21 protein-coding genes are annotated in these 21,331 nt (G+C 71.3%); 4 read left to right on the forward strand and 17 right to left on the reverse strand.

The genetic code is table 11. The features are described from left to right. The first annotated feature begins 10 nt into the window (after nt 1-10). The 3 genes from ACFPZJ_RS28365 (at nt 11) to ACFPZJ_RS28375 (ending at nt 2,387) form a co-directional block, all read left to right on the forward strand. Complete coding sequence (locus ACFPZJ_RS28365) at nt 11-865, forward strand: siderophore-interacting protein (protein ID WP_381027246.1); 855 nt, start codon at nt 11-13, stop codon at nt 863-865. Nucleotides 866-1,030: 165 nt separating this feature from the next. Further along, on the forward strand, nt 1,031-1,309 hold the full coding sequence (locus tag ACFPZJ_RS28370) for a hypothetical protein (protein ID WP_381027249.1): 279 nt from the start codon (nt 1,031-1,033) through the stop codon (nt 1,307-1,309). A 115-nt stretch (nt 1,310-1,424) separates the two neighbouring features. Next, nucleotides 1,425-2,387 carry a pseudouridine synthase gene (locus ACFPZJ_RS28375; protein ID WP_381027251.1) on the forward strand — a complete coding sequence of 321 codons (963 nt, stop codon included), beginning with the start codon at nt 1,425-1,427 and terminating at the stop codon, nt 2,385-2,387. Here the strand turns inward: ACFPZJ_RS28375 and ACFPZJ_RS28380 are convergent. From ACFPZJ_RS28380 to ACFPZJ_RS28460, 17 genes are all read right to left on the reverse strand, one after another. Next, entirely contained in the window at nt 2,381-3,961 is a 1,581-nt protein-coding gene (locus tag ACFPZJ_RS28380; protein ID WP_381027254.1) for a cytochrome P450, read from the reverse strand. The genes ACFPZJ_RS28375 and ACFPZJ_RS28380 overlap by 7 nt on opposite strands. Nucleotides 3,962-4,015: 54 nt before the next feature. Further along, complete coding sequence (locus ACFPZJ_RS28385; RefSeq protein WP_381027256.1) at nt 4,016-4,636, reverse strand: GTP-binding protein; 621 nt, start codon at nt 4,634-4,636, stop codon at nt 4,016-4,018. Further along, complete coding sequence (locus ACFPZJ_RS28390) at nt 4,617-5,015, reverse strand: DUF742 domain-containing protein (RefSeq protein ID WP_381027258.1); 399 nt, start codon at nt 5,013-5,015, stop codon at nt 4,617-4,619. Before ACFPZJ_RS28390 ends, ACFPZJ_RS28385 begins: the two co-directional genes overlap by 20 nt. After that, a complete protein-coding gene (locus tag ACFPZJ_RS28395) occupies nt 5,012-5,419 on the reverse strand; it encodes a roadblock/LC7 domain-containing protein (RefSeq protein ID WP_381027261.1) in 408 nt (135 codons plus the stop codon). The genes ACFPZJ_RS28390 and ACFPZJ_RS28395 overlap by 4 nt, the downstream gene beginning before the upstream one ends. Then, nucleotides 5,416-7,080 (reverse strand): sensor histidine kinase, encoded by a 1,665-nt coding sequence (locus ACFPZJ_RS28400; protein ID WP_381027264.1) that lies wholly within the window; start codon nt 7,078-7,080, stop codon nt 5,416-5,418. The genes ACFPZJ_RS28395 and ACFPZJ_RS28400 overlap by 4 nt, the downstream gene beginning before the upstream one ends. A 630-nt stretch (nt 7,081-7,710) precedes the next feature. After that, the gene (locus ACFPZJ_RS28405) at nt 7,711-10,563 is read right to left on the reverse strand and encodes a DEAD/DEAH box helicase (protein WP_381027267.1); all 2,853 of its coding nucleotides are present in this window, start codon (nt 10,561-10,563) and stop codon (nt 7,711-7,713) included. Nucleotides 10,564-10,603: 40 nt separating this feature from the next. After that, the gene (locus ACFPZJ_RS28410; protein ID WP_381027270.1) at nt 10,604-11,494 is read right to left on the reverse strand and encodes a diacylglycerol kinase; all 891 of its coding nucleotides are present in this window, start codon (nt 11,492-11,494) and stop codon (nt 10,604-10,606) included. A 30-nt stretch (nt 11,495-11,524) separates the two neighbouring features. Then, complete coding sequence (gene tatC, locus ACFPZJ_RS28415; protein WP_381027273.1) at nt 11,525-12,475, reverse strand: twin-arginine translocase subunit TatC; 951 nt, start codon at nt 12,473-12,475, stop codon at nt 11,525-11,527. Between the two features lie 47 nt (nt 12,476-12,522). Continuing rightward, nucleotides 12,523-12,804 (reverse strand): Sec-independent protein translocase subunit TatA, encoded by a 282-nt coding sequence (tatA, locus tag ACFPZJ_RS28420; RefSeq protein WP_381027275.1) that lies wholly within the window; start codon nt 12,802-12,804, stop codon nt 12,523-12,525. A 272-nt stretch (nt 12,805-13,076) separates the two neighbouring features. After that, nucleotides 13,077-13,271, reverse strand: a complete 195-nt coding sequence (locus ACFPZJ_RS28425) for a hypothetical protein (protein WP_381027278.1) — start codon at nt 13,269-13,271, stop codon at nt 13,077-13,079. Between the two features lie 42 nt (nt 13,272-13,313). Beyond that, on the reverse strand, nt 13,314-13,607 hold the full coding sequence (locus ACFPZJ_RS28430) for a hypothetical protein (RefSeq protein WP_381027281.1): 294 nt from the start codon (nt 13,605-13,607) through the stop codon (nt 13,314-13,316). Continuing rightward, entirely contained in the window at nt 13,604-14,683 is a 1,080-nt protein-coding gene (locus ACFPZJ_RS28435) for a helix-turn-helix transcriptional regulator (protein ID WP_381027284.1), read from the reverse strand. The genes ACFPZJ_RS28430 and ACFPZJ_RS28435 overlap by 4 nt, the downstream gene beginning before the upstream one ends. 18 nt (nt 14,684-14,701) lie before the next feature. Beyond that, nucleotides 14,702-15,655 (reverse strand): helix-turn-helix transcriptional regulator, encoded by a 954-nt coding sequence (locus ACFPZJ_RS28440; RefSeq protein WP_381027287.1) that lies wholly within the window; start codon nt 15,653-15,655, stop codon nt 14,702-14,704. A 268-nt stretch (nt 15,656-15,923) separates the two neighbouring features. Continuing rightward, on the reverse strand, nt 15,924-16,295 hold the full coding sequence (locus tag ACFPZJ_RS28445; protein WP_381027290.1) for an FKBP-type peptidyl-prolyl cis-trans isomerase: 372 nt from the start codon (nt 16,293-16,295) through the stop codon (nt 15,924-15,926). Between the two features lie 54 nt (nt 16,296-16,349). Further along, complete coding sequence (locus tag ACFPZJ_RS28450; RefSeq protein ID WP_381027293.1) at nt 16,350-17,330, reverse strand: FKBP-type peptidyl-prolyl cis-trans isomerase; 981 nt, start codon at nt 17,328-17,330, stop codon at nt 16,350-16,352. A gap of 166 nt (nt 17,331-17,496) precedes the next feature. Continuing rightward, a complete protein-coding gene (gene pafA / locus ACFPZJ_RS28455; RefSeq protein ID WP_086169183.1) occupies nt 17,497-18,858 on the reverse strand; it encodes a Pup--protein ligase in 1,362 nt (453 codons plus the stop codon). A 9-nt stretch (nt 18,859-18,867) separates the two neighbouring features. Then, nucleotides 18,868-20,127: an MFS transporter gene (locus ACFPZJ_RS28460; protein WP_381027296.1), complete on the reverse strand. Its 1,260-nt coding sequence runs from the start codon at nt 20,125-20,127 to the stop codon at nt 18,868-18,870. Nucleotides 20,128-20,260: 133 nt separating this feature from the next. On the opposite strand from ACFPZJ_RS28460, the gene ACFPZJ_RS28465 reads away from it, so the two are divergent. Continuing rightward, complete coding sequence (locus ACFPZJ_RS28465) at nt 20,261-21,271, forward strand: LacI family DNA-binding transcriptional regulator (protein WP_381027299.1); 1,011 nt, start codon at nt 20,261-20,263, stop codon at nt 21,269-21,271. Nucleotides 21,272-21,331: the final 60 nt, after the last annotated feature.

Genomic DNA, 21,331 nt, shown 5'->3' on the forward strand with positions numbered 1-21,331 from the left:
GGAGGTCCTCATGGCAGAGCGACCGGGACGCCAGCCGCGCAAGCCGCATGTCGCGCAGGTCGTCCGTACCGAGCGGCTGACCCCGCACATGCAGCGCGTGGTGCTGGGCGGCGAGGGCCTCGCCGACTTCGCGGCGGACACCTGCACGGACCACTACGTGAAGCTGCTGTTCCCGCCGGACGGTGTGCCGTTCCCGGAGCCCTTCGACCCCCTGCGCGCCCGCGAGGAGCTGCCGCGCGAGCGATGGCCGGTGACCCGGACGTACACGGTGCGCCAGTGGGACGTGGAACACCGTGAGCTGACGCTGGACTTCGTACTGCACGGCGACGAGGGCCTGGCCGGTCCGTGGGCGATGCGGGCCCAGCCGGGAGAGAAGGTGTGGTTCATGGGTCCCGGCGGCGCCTACGCGCCCGACCCGAGCGCGGACTGGCATCTGCTGGTCGGCGACGAGAGCGCGCTGCCCGCGATCGCCCGCTCCCTGGAGGCCCTGCCGCGCGCCGCCCGGGTGCACGCCTTCGTCGAGGTCGCCGGCCGCGAGGAGGAGCAGAAGATCGACTCCGACGCGGAGGTCGTCTGGCTGCACCGCGGGGGCCGCCGCATCGGCGAGGCACTGGTCGAGGCGGTACGGGGCCTGGACTTCCCGGAGGGCCGCGTACACGCCTTCGTGCACGGCGAGGCGCACTTCGTGAAGGAGCTGCGCCGCCTGCTGCGCGTCGAGCGCCACGTGCCGCGCCAGGACCTGTCGATCTCCGGCTACTGGCGGCTCGGCCACAACGAGGACGGCTGGCAGGCCTCCAAGCGGGAGTGGAACGCACGGATCGAGGCGGAGCAGGAGGGCGCGAGCCCGGCGGCCGCGGCGTCCTGACCCCGGGTGGCCCGGCCGGCAGGCGGGTGCACGCGCCTGGCGTCCGCCGTGGTGGCGTCAGCGGCCGGCCCGCGGTGACTCCGGGCGGGTGAACCGCGGCCCGCACACCGGCCCGGCGGCGTGGCGAGTCGCCCGGCGGTGGTTCCTCCTCCAGCATCCAAACGCGTGGCACACACCTTCGAGGAACTGGTCGCGATGCAGCGCGCGGCAGAGCAGGCGTACAACCGGGTGGAGGAGCTGCGGGACCGGTACGGGCCGCCCGCTCACTCCCGGTGGGCACAGGCCCACACCGCCACCTACGAGACCGCGCTGCGCGCCTGGCGGGATCTCGCCCGTGACGTCCAGAGCGCGGTGGCGGAGTACGCGAAGGCCGAGGGAAGACGGCGCAACGAGGTCGAGGCGGAGGTACGGGAGGCCGCGAGGCGCCCCGGCCCGCAGGAGTAGCCCGGCGGAGCGCCGGTCGGCGGCTCCCTTTTGCCGGTGCACGACCGACCAGGTCCGCGGTGCCCCGGCCGACCAGGTGTGACGTCCGCGTGACGCGCTCGTACGCTGGCTTGCGATGAGACGCCGTACCCCGCCACCGCCTGCCCCTCTCCCCCAGCGCCACGGGGTGGACCCGGTACGGGTGCGGCTACCCGCCACGGGATCGTGGGCCACGGTGCGCGACCATCTCGTGGAGCGGCTGTCGGGCGCGGGGGCCGGAGTCGTCGACGGGATGTTCGTCGCGGGGCTGATCATCGGACAGGACGGGCGGGCCGTACCGCCGGACGCGCCGTACGTCCCGGGCATGTGCGTCTGGTTCCACCGGGAGCTGCCCCAAGAGGTGCCCGTGCCGTTCCCGGTGGAGGTCGTCCACCGGGACGAGCACATCGTGGTCGCCGACAAGCCGCACTTCCTGGCCACCACCCCGCGCGGCAGCCATGTCGCCGAGACCGCGCTGGCCCGGCTGCGCCGGGAGCTCGGCATCCCCGAGCTCAGCCCGGCACACCGCCTCGACCGGCTCACCGCCGGGCTGGTGCTGTTCACCGTGCGGCCCGAGGAGCGCGGGGCGTACCAGACGCTGTTCCGCGACCGGCGGGTGCGCAAGGAGTACGAGGCGGTCGCCCCCTACGATCCCGGGCTCGTCCTGCCCCGGACCGTCCGCAGCCGGATCGTCAAGGAGCGCGGGGTGCTGACCGCGCGGGAGGTCGAGGGCGAGCCGAACGCGGTCAGCCGGATCGAGCTGATCGAGCACCGCCCCGGACCGGACGCCGGGCCGGCCCGCTACCGGCTGGTCCCCGGCACCGGGCAGACGCATCAGCTCCGCGTGCACATGAACGCTCTCGGCGTGCCGATCCTCGGCGACCCGCTCTACCCCGAGGTGACCGCTCCGGCGCCGGCCGGTGACTTCCGGCGCCCGCTCCAACTGCTGGCGCGGTCACTGGCGTTCACCGACCCGGTCACCGGCGTGGCGCACCGGTTCCGCAGCTCCCGGGTGCTCGCGGCCTGGGCGTCGTACGACCGGTGGGCCGCCGGTCAGTAGCCGCGCCACCAGAGCAGGAAGCGCTGCCAGGCGCCCTTCGGGCGGTCCGTCCCGGGCCCGGGCACTTGCGTCTGCACGGGCGCCGGCTGCTGCGCGAACGGCTGTGGCCCCGGCGTCAACGGCGGCTGCGCCAACGGCTGTGGCTCCCGGGCGAACGGCTGTGGCTCCGGCGCGCCCGGCTGGTGCTGGAGGGCCGTGGGCAGGGACGCCGTGGGCAGGGACGTCGACGGCACGGTGCCGATGTGCCAGGCGGTGCGCGGGGGCGGCACCGGCGTGTGGTGCGGATCCTCCGTGATGTCCTGCGGAGGCTGGGGGGCGAAATGGACGGGCATCGACGTCAGGTGCCGTGAGGCGATCGACTCCGTCCAGCGCAACTCGTCCTCGTCGCAGGCGAGTTCCACGTCCGGCAGCCGCAGGAGCAGCGCGTCGACGCCGACGTCGGCGATGGAGCGGCCGATGTCCTGGCCGGGGCACTCGTGGGCGCCGCCGCCGAAGGCGAGGTGCGAGCGGTTGCCCATCATGTTGGCGGTCAGGTCGGGGCGCACCCGCGGGTCGACGTTGGCCGGGGCCGGGGCGAACAGCAGGCCGTCGCCCTGGCGGATGCGCTGGCCGCCCAGCTCCGTGTCCTGCTTGGCGAAGTAGCCGAGGACGGTACTGAACGGCGGCTCGTCCCACAGCGACTGCTCGACGGCCTCCGGCACCGTCATGTTGCCGCCGCTGAGCTGGGCGCGGAACCGCGGGTCGGTCAGCACCGTGCGCAGCACGTTGGACAGCAGGTTGGCGGTGGCCTCGTACGCGGCGAAGAGCACCAGGCGCAGGTGCTCCCTGACCTCGTCGTCGGTCAGCCGCGCCGGGTGGCTGATGAGGTGGGTGGCGAAGTCCTCGGCCGGCTCGACGCGGCGGCGGGCGGTGAGCCGGCTGAGGGTGTCCATGACGTAGGAATGGCTGGCGATCGCGGTCTGGGTGCCCTTGAGCGCGTCGCGGGCGGCCTCGACGAGGCGGTCGTTGTACTCGTCGGGCATGCCGAAGATCTGGCACAGCACGGCCATCGGCAGGTGCTCGGCGAACTGGCCCACCAGATCGGCCTCGCCCACCTCGCAAAACCGGTTGACGATGACCTGGGTGCTGCGGTTGATGTAGCGGCGCAGGTTGCGGAAGTCGATGGTCGACATGGCGCCCATGACCGCGCCGCGCAGCCGCTTGTGCTCGTCGCCCTCGGCGTGGGAGCAGATCGGCTGCCAGGCGATGTGCGGCATCAGGGGGTGGTCGGGCTTGACCAGGCCGTCCCTGAGCGGGGTCCAGATACGGCTGTCCCGGCAGAACTGGTGGGGGGTGCGCACCATGTGCAGGTTCTCGGCGTGGCCGAGGACCACCCAGATCGGCACGTCGTCGTGGAGCAGCGCGGGCGCCACGGGACCGTGCTCGGCCCGCAGGTCCTCGTACAGCTCCCGCAGGTCCGCCGCCTCGTGCAGCCGGTGCAGCCCCCCGGGCCCGACGCCGTGCGCGGGGCAGCCGGGCGGCGGACCGACCCGGGAGGCGTCCGTGTCGGTCGGGGAATGGGAGTCAGGCGTCACAGTGGTCGCTCCGAAGCAGAAAAAGGGAGATCGGAAGGGTTTCGGGACACGGGATCAGGTGAGGACGCCCCGCATGGCGAGCGACTTCAGGAAGCGCATCAGCGTCAGCAGGACGTCACGGCTGGAGGCCCGGCGCCGCGCGTCGCACTCCATGATCGGGATCTCGGGGGACAGATCGAGGGCGGTGCGCAGTTCGTCGAGGGGGTAACGGGGCGCGTCCGGGAAGGTGTTGACGGCGACCACGAAGGGGACGCCGCGTTCCTCCAGCCGCCCCATGACCTCGAAGCTGACCTCCAGGCGGCGGGTGTCGACGAGCACCACGGCGCCTAGCGCGCCCTCGAACAGGCCGTTCCACAGGAACCAGAAGCGCTGCTGGCCGGGCGTGCCGAACAGGTACAGCACGACCTGGTCGGTGATGCTGATGCGACCGAAGTCCATCGCCACGGTGGTGGCCGTCTTGGTGTCGGAGCCGAAGTTGTCGTCGACACCGATACCGGCCTGGGTCATGGTCTCCTCGGTGGTCAGCGGTTTGATCTCGCTGACCGACCCGACCATCGTCGTCTTGCCGACCCCGAAGCCGCCCACGATGACGATCTTCGCCGCTGCCTGTGCCGTGTGCGGCAGCTTGTCCTCGGTCCGGGGGCCCGGGAGGGTGTCAGAGCCTTTGAAGTCCATGCATCACCGCTTCGAGAAGGGAACGGTCGGGGAGCGCCTGGCGGACGATCGGGGCGCGCGCCTTCACCAGTTCCGCCGTCAGCATGTCGGTGAGCAGCACGGTCACCGCGCTGAACGGCAGGTTCAGATAGGCCGAGAGCTCGGCCACGGACAGGGGGGCGGAGCAGAGGCGCAGCAGTGCCGCCTGCTCGGGCGTGGCGGAGGGCGGGGGGTCCTCGACGCGCGCGACGATCAAGGTCACCAGGTCGATGGCCGCGCGCTCACCGTCCGCGCCGGCGACCACGTACAGCCTTTCCGGATTCTTTCGCTCGCCCTCCTGGGGAGGCTGCGGAGCGGGATCCGGCTGGGGGTAGCGCCTCTGGCGTTGCGGAGGAGTCATACGGTCTGCCCGTTCCGCCGGGGCGGGCTGGTCAGATGGGAGCCGATACGGACGATGAGGTCGCGCATCATGGCGCTCATCCGGCCGGGTTCGCACCGCACGTCGGACAGGACCGCGAGGTAGGCGTTGGCGCCGGCCTGCATGAGGTAGAAGTAGCCGCCGTCGAACTCGACCATGACCAGCTTCATCTCGCCCTCGCCGTACGGCAGTTCCACGGCGACGGCGCTCGCGAGGCTCTGCACGCCGGCGCAGGCCGCGGCGAGGCGGTCGGCGGCGTCCGGCTCGCCGCCGTAGCGGGCCAGGCGCAGGCCGTCGGCCGAGAGCACCACGATCATCTCGACGCCCGGTACGCCGTCGGCGAGTTGCTTGAGAATCCAGTCGAAGTTGCCTCGCTGCTGGATCACTTGAGGTCCCCCTCGTCCTCGGCCTGGCTTGGGGCCGGATCGTCGTTGATGAGGTACAGGTACTTGGTGGGGTTGCGGGTGAAGTCGGTGGGGTGCACGCCCGGTTCGAGGCCCTCCTTCAGCCCCTCCCAGAAGGCCTCCAGGCCCTTTCCGGGGGCGCGGTCGCCGGTCATCATCTCGATGTCGATCAGCGGGACGGGCTCGGGTTCCGGCTCGGGCGGCGACCAGGCGGGCCGGGACTGCTTCGCCCGTTCGGCGGCCTCGCGTTCGGCCTTCTCGAAGGCGGCCTGCTCGGCGAGCCGCTGGCTGAGCGGGATCTTCATCTTGCTGCGGCGCTGCGGCAGTCCGCCCGCGGTCCACTCGGTGACCACGGGAACGTCGTCGTCCTGCAGAGGGATGGTGTCAGGGATCTTCGGGCTGGTGGGGCGGCGCTTCTTGGGCGTGCGCTTAGGGCCCTCGACCCCGCCGACCGGCTTGTGGACGCCGGTGGCGCCGATGCCGTGGGCGAGTCCGACGCCGGGCTCGTCGGTCATCATCTCGCTGGGCACGATGAGCACGGCGCGCACTCCGCCGTACGCGGAGGAGCGCAGCGCGACCTGCATGTTGAACGCCGTGCAGAGCCGGCCGACGACGGCCAGGCCGAGACGCGGGTGCTCGCCGAGGTCGTCCAGGGCGGCGCCGGCCTTGGCGCGCTCCAGCATGCCCTCGATCTTGGCGCGGGACTCCTCGTTGAGGCTGACGCCGGCGTCCTCGATCTCGATGGCGACGCCGGTCTGCACCTCGCTGGCGATGACGTGGACCTTGCTCTGCGGCGGCGAGTAGCGCGTGGCGTTGTCGAGGAGTTCGGCGGCGGCGTGGATGACCGGCTCGACGTAAATGCCCTTGATGTTGACCTTGGCGATGTTGTCCAGCGAGATCCGGCGGTACTCCAGGATCCGCGACATGGCGCCGCGCAGCACGCTGTAGAGGGCCACGGGCTCGGGCCACTGGCGGCCGGGCCGGCCTCCGCCGAGGACGGAGATGGAGTCGGCGAGCCGGCCGATCAGCGCGTTGCCGTGGTCGATGCGCAGCAGGTCGTCGAAGACCTCGGGGTTGCGGCCGTGGTCCTCCTCCATCTCCCGGAGTTCCTTGGCCTGCTGGTGGACGATCGCCTGGACGCGGCGGGCGACACTGACGAAGGAGCGCGAGTTGGAGTCGCGCAGGGTCACTTCGTGGTCGATGGTCCTGAGCAGCAGCTTCAGCAGCTCGATCTGCGGCTCGCAGAGGTTGCGGTAGGACGGGTCGAGGTCGCCGAGCTGGCGGACCGCCTCGCTGTGGGAACCCGTGCGGTGCATCAGGCTGACCGCGGCCGGGACGATCTCCCGCGCGAAGCGGAGCGTGTCCTGCTCGTGGTCGGCGATCCGCCTGTCCAGATACGCGCTGTGACGGGCGTGCTCGGCCCGTGCGTCGCGCAGGGCACGGCCGCGGCGTACCGCCTGGGCCGCCGTCGCGATGACCAGGAGGGTGGCGATGCCACCGCACCAGCCGACGGCGGCTTTGGCCGGCTCCGTCACCAGGGCGACGGCGGCTCCGGTCACCGCGGCCATTGCTATGGCCGGCAGCAACAGCACGCGCGCGTAGGGAAGTTCACGGCGACCGGATGGGGATTGAACACTCACCATGTAGGCCTTCTGCAAAGAATCGGCTGGGGGTCGGGTGCGCTGGGAGGGGGGTGTGTCATGGAGCTTGTCCGGATCTTCCGCGCATACGGGAACAAGCGCGCGAATTCATCCCAACTCGGCGCGCTGCGGGCGAGCTTAGTCCGACCAGATCATCGCCATGTCATATTCAGCGAGTGACTGAAATGGGGCATGGGGCGGGAGTACGCTCATGCCCATTTGCACATTCGGGAGCCGTTCGCACACGGAGCGTGATAGCGTACGGGCGTACGAAGACCACTCACCGTCACGGGTGAACGAGGTACCCCTGCGACGGATCCGCACGGATCCTGCCCACGGGGACCACCCACCATGCGGGCGCCCGCCTCGGACGCCCGCGGGTGCAGCTCACTCTTCGGCTGGCGCCCGCAGTGCGGAGCCGCGGCGCGATCGACTGCCGTCGGCGTCAGGCTCATGGACGACGGGCTGGGTCGTCGCGCCCCTGCTCCAGCCGGAAACACGGCCGGCGGTGGTGGGGGCCCGCCCGACGGGCCGACCCCCCGACACGATCGAGACGCCGGACGCCAAGGACAGTGCCGCGGCGCACGGCTGTTGGCGTGCGTCGTCTCCCGAGCGTCCCCGAAGGGACGCCCGTCACCCCACCGACGAGTAGGCGACGACCCCGCGCAGCAACCCGTCGACCGCCTTGCGTGCCGCCTTCGGCACGCTCGACCCCTCCGGAGGCGCCGCCGCCTGGATCTGCCCCAGGACGTCGATCACCTGCTTGCACCACCGCACGAAGTCACCCGCGGGCATCTCCGCCTCACGCAGCACCTCGTCCAGCCCCTTGCCGGAGGCCCACATGTACGCGGCCCAGGCGAACCCGAGGTCGGGCTCACGCTGCCCGACGCCCTCGGTCTGGCTGATCCGGAACTCTTCCTCCAGGGCGTCAAGGCGCCCCCAGATCCGCACCGTCTCACCCAGCGCGGCCTTGGCCTTGCCGGACGGGAGCTTCGGCGCCAACGCGTCGTCCCCGACCCGCGCCTCGTACACCAACGCCGAGACGCACGCGGCCAGTTCCGCCGGGGCCAGTCCTTCCCAGACGCCCGCACGCAGGCACTCGCTGGCGAGCAGGTCGAGCTCCCCGTACAGCCGCGCCAGCCGCTTGCCGTGCTCGGTGACCTCGTCACCACGCAGGTAGTCCAGCTCGGTCAGCAGCGCGACGATACGGTCGAACGTCCGGGCGATCGTGTTGGTACGGCCCTCGATGCGCCGCTCCAGCTGCGAGGTGTCGCGCAGCAGCCGGTAGTAGCGCTCGGCCCAACGGGCGTGGTCCTCCCGGTCGGCGCACCCGTGGCAGGGGTGCGCGCGCAGTGCCTTGCGCAGTCGCGCGATCTCCCGGTCGTCCGCGGCGACGGACCGGCGCTTGCGGTGCCGCTCGGGCTCGATGTGCCCGGCCTTGCTGCGCAGCGCCGACGCGAGGTCCCGACGGGACTGCGGCGAGCGCGGGTTGAAGGACTTCGGGATCCGCATCCGCTCCAACGGCTCCACGGGCACCGGGAAGTCGATGGAGGCCAGCCGCTTGACCTGCCGCTCGGAGGTCAGGACCAGCGGGCGCGGCCCGTCGTGGTGCTCCAGCCCTCGGTGGCCGTTGGACCGGCCGGCCGGCAGACCGGGGTCCAGCACCAGCGCCAGCCCCGCGTACTTGCCGGTCGGGACGTGGATGATGTCACCCGGCTTCAGCTTCTCCAGCGCGACGGCGGCCTCCGCACGGCGCTGTGCGGCGCCCTGCCGGGCCAGCTCCGTCTCGCGGTCCTTCAGTTCCCGGCGCAGCCGCGCGTACTCCTCGAAGTCGCCGAGGTGGCAGGTCATGGAGGCCTTGTAGCCCTCCAGTCCCTCCTCGTTGCGCTGCACCTGCCGGGAGATGCCGACGACCGACTTGTCGGCCTGGAACTGGGCGAACGACGTCTCCAGCAGCTCCCTCGAGCGGTGCCGGCCGAACTGCTCGACCAGATTGACCGCCATGTTGTACGACGGCTTGAAGCTGGACCGCAGCGGGTACGTGCGTGTGCCGGCCAGTCCCGCGAGGTGCTCGGGGTTCATGCCGCGCTGCCACAGCACGACGGCATGGCCCTCGACGTCGATGCCGCGCCGGCCCGCGCGCCCCGTCAGCTGCGTGTACTCGCCGGGGGTGATGTCGGCGTGCTGTTCGCCGTTCCACTTGACGAGCTTCTCCAACACCACCGAGCGGGCCGGCATGTTGATGCCGAGCGCGAGGGTCTCGGTGGCGAAGACGGCCTTGACCAGGCCGCGGACGAAGAGCTCCTCGACGACCTCCTTGAAGGTCGGCAGCATGCCCGCGTGGTGGGCGGCGATACCGCGCTCCAGGCCCTCCAGCCATTCGTAGTAGCCGAGGACGTGCAGGTCCTCGGACGGGATGGAGGCCGTGCGCTCCTCGACGAGCGTGCGCACCCTCTCCCGGGCCTCCTCGTCGTTCAGCCGCAGGCCCGCGTACAGGCACTGCTGGACGGCGGCCTCGCAGGCCGCCCGGCTGAAGATGAACGTGATCGCGGGCAGCAGGCCCTCGGCGTCGAGCCGTTCGATGACCTCGGGCCGGCTCGGCGTCCACACCCGGGACCGCTGTCGGCGCTCGCGCTCCCGGTCCGCCTCGCGCAGGGACCTGCCGCGCCGCCGGTCCATGTACGACGGACGGCTCGCCTCCATGCGCGCCATCCGCGTGAGGTCGGGGTTGACGGCCTTCTTGTGGCCCTCGCCCTCCTCGAACAGGTCGTACATCCGACGCCCGGCCAGCACGTGCTGGAACAGCGGCACGGGCCGGTGCTCGGAGACGATCACCTCGGTGTCGCCGCGGACGGTGTCGAGCCAGTCGCCGAACTCCTCGGCGTTCGATACGGTCGCGGACAGCGACACGAGGGTCACGGACTCGGGGAGGTGGATGATCACTTCCTCCCAGACGGCGCCGCGGAACCGGTCGGAGAGGTAGTGCACCTCGTCCATGACCACGTAGCCGAGGCCGAGCAGCGTCTGCGAGCCCGCGTAGAGCATGTTCCGCAGCACCTCGGTGGTCATCACGACCACCGGGGCGTCGGAGTTGACGCTGTTGTCGCCGGTGAGCAGGCCCACCTTGCCCGTGCCGTAGCGGCGGCACAGGTCGGCGTACTTCTGGTTCGACAGCGCCTTGATCGGTGTCGTGTAGAAGCACTTCTTGCCCTGCTGGAGGGCGAGATGGACGGCGAACTCGCCGACGATCGTCTTGCCGGAGCCGGTGGGCGCGGCGACCAGCACGCCCTTCCCCGCCTCGAGCGCCTGGCAGGCCTCGATCTGGAAGGGGTCGAGGCCGAAGTCGTACATCTCGCGGAAGGAGGCGAGGGCGGTGGCCTGCTCGACAGCGCGCCTGCGTGCTGCCGCGTACCGCTCGGCCGGTGAGAGGTCCTCTGTCATCGTGCTTTCGAGCGTACCGGGCCGCACTGACAACAGGACGATCATTATCCGGATACGCCCTCGCGAAACCTCGGGTACGCGCAGCTCAGGGGCCCAGGACCCGCACGGCCGCCGGTATGCAGCGCACGGTCAGGGGCAGCGGCCCGAGCGGTTCGCCGTCGGCGTAGCCGGTGATCCCCTCGGCGGCGATCTCGACCTCGGCCGCCCGGAACACGCTCACCTTGGGATGGTCGACGTGCGTCCCCCGGTACACCGTCGGGAACACCCGCAGCAGCGTCCCGCGGCCGCAGTCCCCGACCACCGTGACGTCGAACAGCCCGTCCGCCGGATCGGCGCCGGGGCAGATCCGCATGCCGCCTCCGTACGACGAACCGTTCCCAACGGCGACGAGCGTGGCCTCGATTTCCCGGACGTCGCCGCCGTCCAGCCGGATCAAGTACGGGAACGGCCGGAACGCGGCGAGCTCGGCGAGCATCGCCAGGTCGTACTTGAGGCGCCCGGCGGGCCACCGCATGCGGTTGCCGCGGTCGTTGACGCGGGAGTCGAACCCGGAGGCGAGGACCGTGCCGAACCAGCGGTCCCCGGCCCACCCGAGGTCGATGTCGCGCAGCCAGCCGCACTTGAGGGCGTCGGCGATCATGCGGCCGGCGGCGGCCGGCCGGCGCACGGGCAGCCCGAGGACGCGGGCGAAGTCGTTGCCGGTGCCGACGGCGACCACGCCGAGCGGAGTGGGCGTGCCGGCGACGGCCCGCAGCGCGAGGTTGACCATGCCGTCCCCGCCGACGGCGATCACCGCGCCCGTACCGTCCGCGACGGCGGCACGCGCGCGCGTGAGGGCGTCCTCGGGGTGCTCCCCGACGACCGTGCGCACGCAGAAGCCGGCCGCTCGCAACGCCGAAGCGGCCGGCTGCGCCGCCCGGGCGCCCCGGCCGCGGCCCGCGGTGGGGTTGACGAAGAGGGTGATCTCGCTGGTCACGGAGTGACCCTACGAGCTGCGTCCCGATCTTCAGGTCACGTCGTCATAACCGTTGACCCGGTCCCTGCTCGCCTGCTCCGGCAGGGCCCGGCTCGCGCTCACGGCCTCGATCTCCCCGATGTCCTCGGGGGTGAGGTCTAGGTCGGAGGCCTCGTCGTCGGCGGGGCCCAGGGCCTCGCGGCGGCGCCTGCGGCGGTCGTTGGCCAGCGCGACGAGCACGGCACCGAAGTACAGGACCCAGATCGGTCCGGCGAGGGCCAGCATGGTCAGCGGGTCGGTACTGGGCGTGGCGACTGCGGCGAAGACGGTGATGCCCATGATCATGCCACGCCACCAGCCGAGCATGCGCTTACCCGAGATGGCTCCGGTGAAGTTGAGCATGACCAGGAGCAGGGGCAGCTCGAAGGAGAGGCCGAAGACGACCACCATGCGCGTGACGAGGTCGAGCAGGTCGTCAAGCGGCAGCAGGTTGTCGACGCCGAACGGCGTGAACTCGATGAGCACCTTCGCCGTGGTGGGCAGCACCTTGTAAGCGAAGAAGGCACCGCCGAGGAAGAGCGGGAAGCCCGTGCCGACGAACGCGTAGGCGTACTTCTTCTCGTGCTTGTGCAGACCGGGCGCGACGAACGCCCACAGCTGGTACAGCCAGACCGGCGAGGCCAGCACGACACCGGCCATCAGGGACACCTTCAGCGCCAGGGTGAACGGCGTGAGCAGACCGTTGATCGTGATGCGGGCGCACGGGTTGTCGTCCGGCTGCGACCGTGCCAGTTCCTCGAAGCTCTGCGAGCAACCGATCTCGCTCAGGATCGGCTTGGTGAAGAAGTTGATGATGTCGTTGTAGAAGAAGGCGGCCACCACGGTGACGACGACAATGGCCAGAAGGCCCTTCGCGAGCCGGTTGCGGAGCTCACGAAGGTGCTCCGCGAGGGGCATCCGCCCCTCGGGATCCTTCTCCTTCTTGCGGGCAGGCTTCAGCAACCCACGTTCCCATCTCGTGCGGCGGGCCGGAGGTCACCGGCCCTGCGTCAGCGCTTGGTGGTGTCCGTCGGCTCCGCGACCGGGCGGGAGCTGGTGACGTCGCCGGGGGCGGCCTGGATGGTGCGCTGCGCCGGGGGCTCCTCGTTGGGCGGGCCGGCCGGGGTGGTGGAGGTCTTGCCCTCCTCCTTCATCGCCTTCGCCTCGCTCTTGAGGATGCGAGCGGACTTGCCGAGCGAGCGCGCCATGTCCGGAAGCTTCTTCGCGCCGAACAGCAGGATGATGACGACGAGGATGAGAATGATCTCGGGGGCTCCGAGCCTTCCGAACATAAGTCTTTACCTTCTCACCGAGGCGGCTGGGGTGGGGTGCTGTCCGACCGGTCGGACAAGTGTCCGAACGATCGTGCTGGCAGCGATCGTAACGCTCGGGGGTAAACGTGAGGCAATCCCCGTGCATACCCTGTGCGTGCTCCCGTCCGCGGTCCGGGCCTCGTTCTCGGGCCGCGACCAGCAGCGTACCTGGCGGAACCCGCAAGGTGACAGGGCGAAGCGGCTCAAAGCGCCTCTCACGCCGGACTCACACGTCACGCCGGGGGCGCGACTCACAGGGCGTCCGCGGAACGGGCCGCGCTCTGTGCCGCCCGCTCCAGATCCTCGGCGGCCCGGTTGATGCGGCGCGCGGAGTCCGTGACCTGCCTGCCGAGGCGCCGCGCCTCCACGAAGACTTGTACGGCGAACACCCCGAGCACCGCGAGACCCAGGAAACCCACAGCAACCGCGAACATCGGCCAGAACATGACGCCGAGCCTAGACGCTCCCGGAGGGCGTCCAGGAACGGACTACACCGTGGAGTGCAGTCGCAGGGTGCGCACGCCACCGCCGGTCAGCAGCTCGACGATCCGCTCCCCCGCCGGCTTGCGGACGGAGGCGCCGCACTCGGGGCAGGTGAACGAGTAGAACGTGGTGCGGCTCGTGGCGCCGATGGCCAGGCGCAGCGCGCTCGCGGCGAGCTCGAAGCGCCCCCGGCAGTCCGGGCAGCCGGCCCGGAACACCACGGGGGACACACTCGTCATCCCGGCGAACGCGGACGCCACCGTCACACCCCCCACACCAGACATCGCCGACTTACTCAAAGCCCTCGCTCCTGTCTGCCGTCCTGCCCGACCTGTCCCCCCTGCCCGAACCGGCCCCCGTGCGCCGCGAACGGTTCGCGTGCCTCGACCGCGTCGACACCGTCGTAGGCCGCGAGCGCCTCGCGGGCCGCCTGCCGGGCGCTGTCGGCCAGCTCGGGCGGCGAGACGATCCGGCCGTCGCGCCCGAGCCGCAGCGCCAGGCGCCTGAGCGACGCCGGGTCCGGGGTCCGCAGGCTGATACGCAGTCCGCCGTCGGGGAGCTCATCGGCGCTGTCGTGCGGGTAGTACTCGGCCACCCAGCGTCCGCCCGGGCCGACCTCCACCACGACCTCGGGGTCCTCGGCCGCGGGCTGCACCAGCCCCTCCGACAGGTCGCGCAGCTCGATCTCCGGCGGCGCGGACGGCTCGTCCAGGATCTTGATCTCGGCGACCCGGTCGAGGCGGAAGGTGCGGCGCGCCTCGGAGCGGCGGCACCAGGCCTCCACGTATGTGTGGCCGACGCTGACCAGGCGGATCGGGTCGATCTCGCGCTCGGTGACCTCGTCGCGGGCGGGCGAGTAGTAGCGGATCCACAGGCGGCGGCGCTCGGCGATGGCCCGGTCGACGTCCGCGAAGACGCCGCCCTCGGACTCGAAGGTCACCGACAGCCGGGAACTGGCGCCCGCCGCCTCGCCGGCCGCGGCCTCCACCTTCGCGGTCGCCCGCAGCAGCGCCTGCCGGTCACCCTCGCGCAGTCCGGGCAGCGTCGCCACGGCGCGGGCGGCGACCAGCAGGGCGGTGGCCTCGTCGGCGGCGAGCCGCAGCGGCTCGGCCGCCTCCGCCCCGAGGGCGGCGGGGTTGTGCCACCAGATGCGTTCGCCGTCGGTGTCGATGTCGAGCAGGTCGCCGCCGCGGAAGCTGGTGCCGCACATCGGCAGCACGTCGAGGTCGGAGACCAGCTCGTCCTCGGTGATCCCGAAGGCGCGTGCCACGTCGGCGACCCTGGCCCCGGGACGCTCCCGCAGATAGGTGACCAGGGAGAGCATCCGCCGGGTCTGGTCGATGGCGTTCACGGGCCTGACCGGTTTGCCTGCCACAGTGTTGCTCCGTCCCCCTCAGCCCTTGGCCACGGCACGCAGCCGGTCCACCACGTCGGCCCGCAGTTCTGCCGGCTCCAGGACGACCACGTCGGGCCCGAACTCCACCAGCCAGGCGTCCAGGCCGTGCCCGTACGGAATCTCCAACTCGTCCCAGCCGTCGCCGAGTTCCCGCACCGAGGTGGCCTTCGCGCGCAGGGGGTACCCCGCACCCGAGCGCAGCCGGATGCGCGCGGAACGGTCAGCGGTCTCCCCCGCCCAGCTCGCGACCGTCTCCCGGACGGTGACGACGTCGGGCACGGGCGCGATGAACCTGCCGCTCCGCGAACGCACCTTCCCCGTGATCCGGGACAGCCGGAAGACCCGCTCGGCGCCCCGGTCCCGGTCCCAGCCCGCCAGGTACCAGTGGCCGCGCCAGCACTCCAGCGCCCACGGCTCGACATGCCTCTGCTCGGGCTGGGCGGCGTTGGCCTTGCGGTAGTCGAAGACAACGGGGCGGCGGTCGCGGCAGGCCAGCATCAGCGGCTCGAACGCGGCCTCGTGCACGGGGATGCGCGGTTCCAGCGCACCGTGCGCCTCGTACGGGTCGACGTTCTCGGGCAGCCCGGCCGCGCGCAGCTTCTGCAGGGCGCCGCTGGCCGCGCCGGCGAGCCGGGCCTGCTGCCAGACCTTGGCGGCGAGCCCCAGCGCGGCGGCTTCCTCAGCGTCGAGGGTGATCGGCGGAAGGCGGTTGCTGTCGCGGCGGGCCAGGTAGCCGACCTCGCCGTCGAGGCTCTCGACGGTCTCGATCACGAGTCCGAGTTCGCGCAGGTCGTCCTTGTCGCGCTCGAACATCCGGTTGAAGGAGTCGTCGCTCCCGGCTTCGAGATAGGCCTCGATGGACTCGCGCAGCTCGCGCTTGCTGAGCGGCCGCCGCGTCCCGAGCAGACACAGCGCCAGGTTCATCAGCCGCTCGGCCTTGGCAATGGCCATCGACGCCCTTCGCCTCCCTATGGTGCTTACGAACGATGACCGTACCGCTCACCGGTGGCGCCGCAAAAGCCGAGGGCCCATGCCCGGACAGGCATGGGCCCCAGGTGATCGGCTCCGGTCGGATTCCGTACGAACACCGTCCGATGATCGGACCGTTCTCTCCGGATCGATCAGTGGTCCTTCTCCGGCTCGATCAGTCGGTGATCCGTCGGCGATCGCTCCGGATCGCCGTCGATCACACGCCGCGCGGCCGTCGGTCGACCGCCGATCAGACGCCGAGCAGGTCGACCACGAAGATCAGGGTCTCGCCGGGCTTGATCGCCGGGGTCGGGCTCTGGTTGCCGTAGGCGAGGTGCGCGGGGATGGTCAGCTGGCGGCGGCCACCGACCTTCATGCCCTGCACGCCGAGGTCCCAGCCCTTGATGACCCGGCCGCCGCCCAGGGGGAAGCGGAACGGGGTGCCCCGGTTCCAGCTTGCGTCGAACTCCTCGCCCGTGCTGAAGGCGACGCCCACGTAGTGGACGGTGACGGTCTGACCCGCCTGCGCGACCGGGCCGTCGCCTTCCCAGATGTCCTTGATCTCGAGGTCCGCCGGGGGCTCGCCGCCCGGGAAGTCGATCTCGGGCTTCTCGATGCTCACTCAATCTCTCCTTGTTGCGTGACCTGCGTCAGGACAGTCTCACAGACGCTTCGATCAGACGGTGCCGAGGATATCCACCACGAAGACCAGGGTGTTCTTGGCCAGCTCGCTGCCGGGGCTGGCGCCGTAGCCGAGGGACGGCGGGATCACCAGCAGCACGCGGTCGCCGACGTTCTTGCCGACCAGCCCCTGGTCCCAGCCGGCCACCACTGAGCCGGTGCCGATCTGGAAGGCGGTGGCGCCGCCGTGGTCCCAGGAGGAGTCGAACTTCTTGCCGTCCTCCCACTTGACCCCGGTGTACTGGGCGATGAGCCCCTGACCGGCCTCGACCTTCTTGCCGTCGCCCTTGATCAGCACCTGCTCCTCGAGCTTCTTGGGTGCCTTGGTGCCCTTGGGGATCGTGATGGTCGCGGCCTTCTGCGAGGGGGCCTCGACCTCCGGCATGCCCTCCTCGGAGGCCGCCTGCTCGCCCTTGGCCTCGGCCTTGGTGTCCACGCTGGTGTCGCCGACCGCGTCGAGCACCCAGACCAGCACGTCCTTCTCGGTGATGCCGGAGGCGGTGTTCAGCCCCTGCCCGATCAGGTCGCCCGCGGTGCCCTGCACCAGGATCCTGCTGCCGGCCTTCTTGCCCTTCACGGCGTCCAGGACCTTGGCGGGCAGCTGCTGGCTCTGCTTGCCGACCTGCTCGACGGACTGCCGCCGGGGCGTCTTGGCGTCCGGGGAGGCGGTGGCCCAGGTGCCGCCCAGCGGCTGGCCGCCGCCCCACTTCTCGACGGTCCAGTCCAGCCGGACGAAATCGGAAGCCTTGATCTCGGGCCCCTTGCCCGCCGAGACCGTCTTGACCACGGTCTTGTCGGACGGCTCCGCGTCCTTGGGTGCGGAGATCTCGGGCTTGGCCCCGAACTTCCCCTGGATCTGAGCGACGCCTTCCGCCGATTCGCCGCCCTTGTCGTCCTCCGAGCCGCAGGCGGCGGTGAACAGCAGGGCGGGAACGGCCAGCAGCGCCGCGACGCGGCGTTTCGTGTTGTAGTTCATCAGTCCAACTGGGGGTCGGTGGCGAGGGCAATGCCAGCCACTCTACGACGTGCGCGCCGCGCGCCCGGGTTCCCACGAGACACGCCGTCATACGAACGCCCGACACCCGCGGGCGTCGCCGCCTCGGGCATCGGGCGTCCTGGTCCTCCCCGGACAGCCGGCCGACTCACATGCCGGCGATCAGCTTCTCCACGCGGTCGTCCACGGAACGGAACGGGTCCTTGCACAACACCGTGCGCTGGGCCTGGTCGTTGAGCTTGAGGTGGACCCAGTCCACGGTGAAGTCCCGGCGCTGTTCCTGGGCCCGCCGGATGAAGTCGCCGCGCAGCCGGGCACGAGTGGTCTGCGGCGGAACGGACTTGCCTTCGAAGATCTTCAAGTCGTTGCAGATCCGGGCTGCTTGACCCTTCTTCTCGAGCAGGTAGTACAGGCCACGACGGCGGTGGATGTCGTGGTAGGCGAGGTCTATCTGGGCGACCCGCGGGTGCGACATGGTCATGTTGTGCTTGGCCCGGTACCGCTCGATGAGCTTGTACTTCATGACCCAGTCGATCTCGGTATCGATGCGGTCGAGGTCCTCGGACTCGATCGCGTCCAGCGTGCGGCCCCACAGCTCCAGGACCTGCTCCACCGTGCCGGTGCGGATACCGCGGCGCTCGCAGAAGTCCAGGGCCTTCTCGTAGTACTCGCGCTGCACCTCCAGGGCGGAGGCCTCGCGGCCGCTTGCGAGGCGGACCTTGCGGCGGCCGGTGATGTCGTGGCTGACCTCGCGGATCGCCCGGATCGGGTTCTCCAGGGTGAGGTCGCGCATCACCGTGCCCGCCTCGATCATGCGGAGCACCAGGTCGGTGGCGCCGACCTTCAGCAGCATGGTCGTCTCGGACATGTTCGAGTCGCCCACGATGACGTGCAGACGGCGGTAGCGCTCGGCGTCCGCGTGCGGCTCGTCGCGGGTGTTGATGATCGGCCGGGAGCGGGTCGTCGCCGAGGAGACGCCCTCCCAGATGTGCTCGGCCCGCTGGCTGACGCAGTACACGGCGCCGCGCGGCGTCTGCAGCACCTTGCCGGCACCGCACAGCAACTGCCTCGTCACCAGGAACGGAATGAGGATGTCCGCGAGCCGGGAGAACTCCCCGTGCCGGGCCACCAGATAGTTCTCGTGGCAGCCGTAGGAGTTGCCCGCCGAATCGGTGTTGTTCTTGAAGAGGTAGACGTCGCCCGCGATTCCCTCCTCGTGCAGGCGTCGTTCCGCGTCTACCAGGAGTCCTTCCAGAATGCGCTCGCCGGCCTTGTCGTGGGTGACCAGTTCGATCACGTTGTCACATTCGGGTGTGGCGTATTCCGGATGTGACCCCACGTCGAGATAGAGGCGGGCGCCGTTACGCAGAAAGACATTGCTGCTGCGGCCCCATGACACGACACGGCGGAAGAGGTACCGCGCCACCTCGTCAGGCGACAGGCGGCGCTGTCCCCTGAACGTGCACGTGACGCCGTACTCGTTCTCCAGCCCGAAAATGCGGCGGTCCATGAGTGAACATTACGCCCGATCCCCTGAGCTGAAACGGGGTTCGACGGCACGGTTCGGATCATTTTCCGAACTGGCGGCAACCACCGCTGTCCGGGCGGTAGCTGCGAGTACCCGTCCCGTGGCGACCAAAACCAACAGGGACACGGTTCCCGCGACCCACGGCACGGCGAATCCCCACCGGGCGCCGCCGGCCTCGACCACCGGGCCCGCGACACCCGTGCCGACGGAGTGACCCACCGTGAACATCGTCACCAGCCAGGAGAACGCCTCGGTGACCGTGCCGCGCGGCGCGTGCCGGTCGACCAGGACGAACGCGCAGGCGATGGACGGCGCCAAAAAGACTCCGGCGAGCACGGTGAGCGCCACCATGGCGACCGCGCCGGGCATCAGCATCAGCGGCAGATAACACACCGCCAGAAGGGCCACCAGCACCTGCAGTCGCCGCGCGGCCTCGCCGGCCCACTGCCGGGCCCCGTACACGGAGCCGCCGATGAGCGCACCGAGCCCGAGGGCGGCCATCAGCCACCCGTACACGACGTCGCCGCCGTGCTCGTCCGCGTACGGCACCGCCGCGACGGTGATGGACCCGAGCGCGATCCCGATGAACAGGAACGCGCCGAGCAGCGCCAGCATCCCCGCCGAACGCAGGGCGCCCAGCCAGTGCGCCTCACGCGGCGACGACCGCCACGCGCGCGAGGGCGGCGAGATCACCACGGACAGCGCGCCCAGCACACCGATGACGTTCAGCACGAGCAGCGCGGCCTGGGCCGACCAGAGCGACACGCACAGCGTCACGAGCAGCGGCCCGACGGTGAACATCACCTCCTGGGCCACCGCGTCCATGGCGTACGCCGTGTGCACCTGGTCCTCCCGGCGCAGCACGGAGGGCCACAGGGCCCGCAGACCGCCCTCCAGGGGCGGTGTGAACAGCCCTGCGGCGGCCACGGCGGCGTAGGCGACCGGCAGCGCGCCGATGCCCACGAAGGCGAAGACGGCCATGGCCAGGCCCGCTCCGAGGGCCGCGGGCAGCTGCACCCGGGGCTGCCCGTGCAGATCCACCAGCCGACCCAGCACCGGCTGCCCCACGGCGTTGGCGACGCCGTACACGGCCGCGAGGGCGCCCGCGAGACTGTACGAACCGCCCTCGGCCCGCACGAACAGCACGATCGCGAGGGCCGCCGTCGCGTTGGGCAGCCGGCCCACCAGCGTGCCGACAAGCAGCCGGGCGGCGTGCCGCGCCCGGAGTATCTCCAGGTATCCCGTGGCCATGTCCCACCCTTCGCTCACCCGCGACGCCCACCGGGCCGCCCAGGGTTTTACGTATAACGTCTCCTCCCATACGTACCATGGCCGCTGTTCGGGAGTCCATACGATGCACGAGTCGCGAAGGAGCAGGCCGACGGTGGCACGAGGCAGCACCCGCCCCACGAGCCGGGACGTCGCCCAGGCCGCCGGCGTCTCCCAGGCCGCGGTCTCCCTGGTGCTCGGCGACAAGTGGCGCGGCCGCGTCTCGCAGGCCACGGCGGAGCGCGTCCGCGACGCCGCCCGTGACCTGGGCTACCGCCCGAACCTGGCGGCCCGCAACCTGCGCCTGGGCCGCACCCGCACCGTCCTGCTCGTCGTCCCCGCCCTGACGACGGAGTTCTTCGCGGGCGTCTACACCGGCGCCACCCGGGTGGCTGCCGAGCACGGCTTCGGCGTGGTGCTCTACCCCTCCCCCGAGGGCATCGGCCCGGCCCGGGACCCCTTCGCCTCCGCCCAGGCCGCCCTGGACGGTGTCATCGCCTCGTCCATGGCCGCCGACGCGCTCACCGCGATCCGGGGCGACCAGCTGCCGCTGGTGATGCTGGACAGCGACCCGGAGGGCAGCATGGGCGCCGCGACGGTCAACCTGGACATCGCCGACGGTATGCGCCAGGTCGCCGAGCATCTGCTGGCCCTGGGCCACCGCCGCTTCCTGCACCTGGCGGCGGACGTGCCGTCGTGGACCTTCGAGGTACGCGCCCGGGAGCTGGCCGCACGGCTCGGCACCGTGCCGGGGACCTCGGTCCGCACCGTCCGGTCCCCCATCTCCATCGCGGGCGCCGTCACGGTCTCGGAGGCCGCCCTCTCGGCTCCCGGGCCCCGGCCGACCGCCCTGGTCTGCGACGACGACCAGCTCGCGGCCGGCGCGTACAAGGCGATCCGCCGCCTGGGCCTGCGCGTCCCCGACGACGTCTCCGTCACGGGCCTGGACGATCTGGCCCTGGCCACCGCCATCGACCCCGAGCTGACGACGGTACGGCTGGACGCGGAGCTGTTCGGCGAACGCGGCATGCGGGCGCTGCTGGCGGTCCTGGAGGGCCGGACACCGGAAGCCGGCGACATCCCGGTGCAGCTGGTCGTCCGGGGCTCCACGGCAGCGCCGCGCTAGAAGGCGCTCGCGCCGCGGGCGTCACGGGCCGGCCACCCCCGCAGGCACAACGCCGCGCGC

It is taken from the genome of Streptomyces bullii (assembly GCF_042657145.1).
Classification (GTDB): domain Bacteria; phylum Actinomycetota; class Actinomycetes; order Streptomycetales; family Streptomycetaceae; genus Streptomyces; species Streptomyces bullii.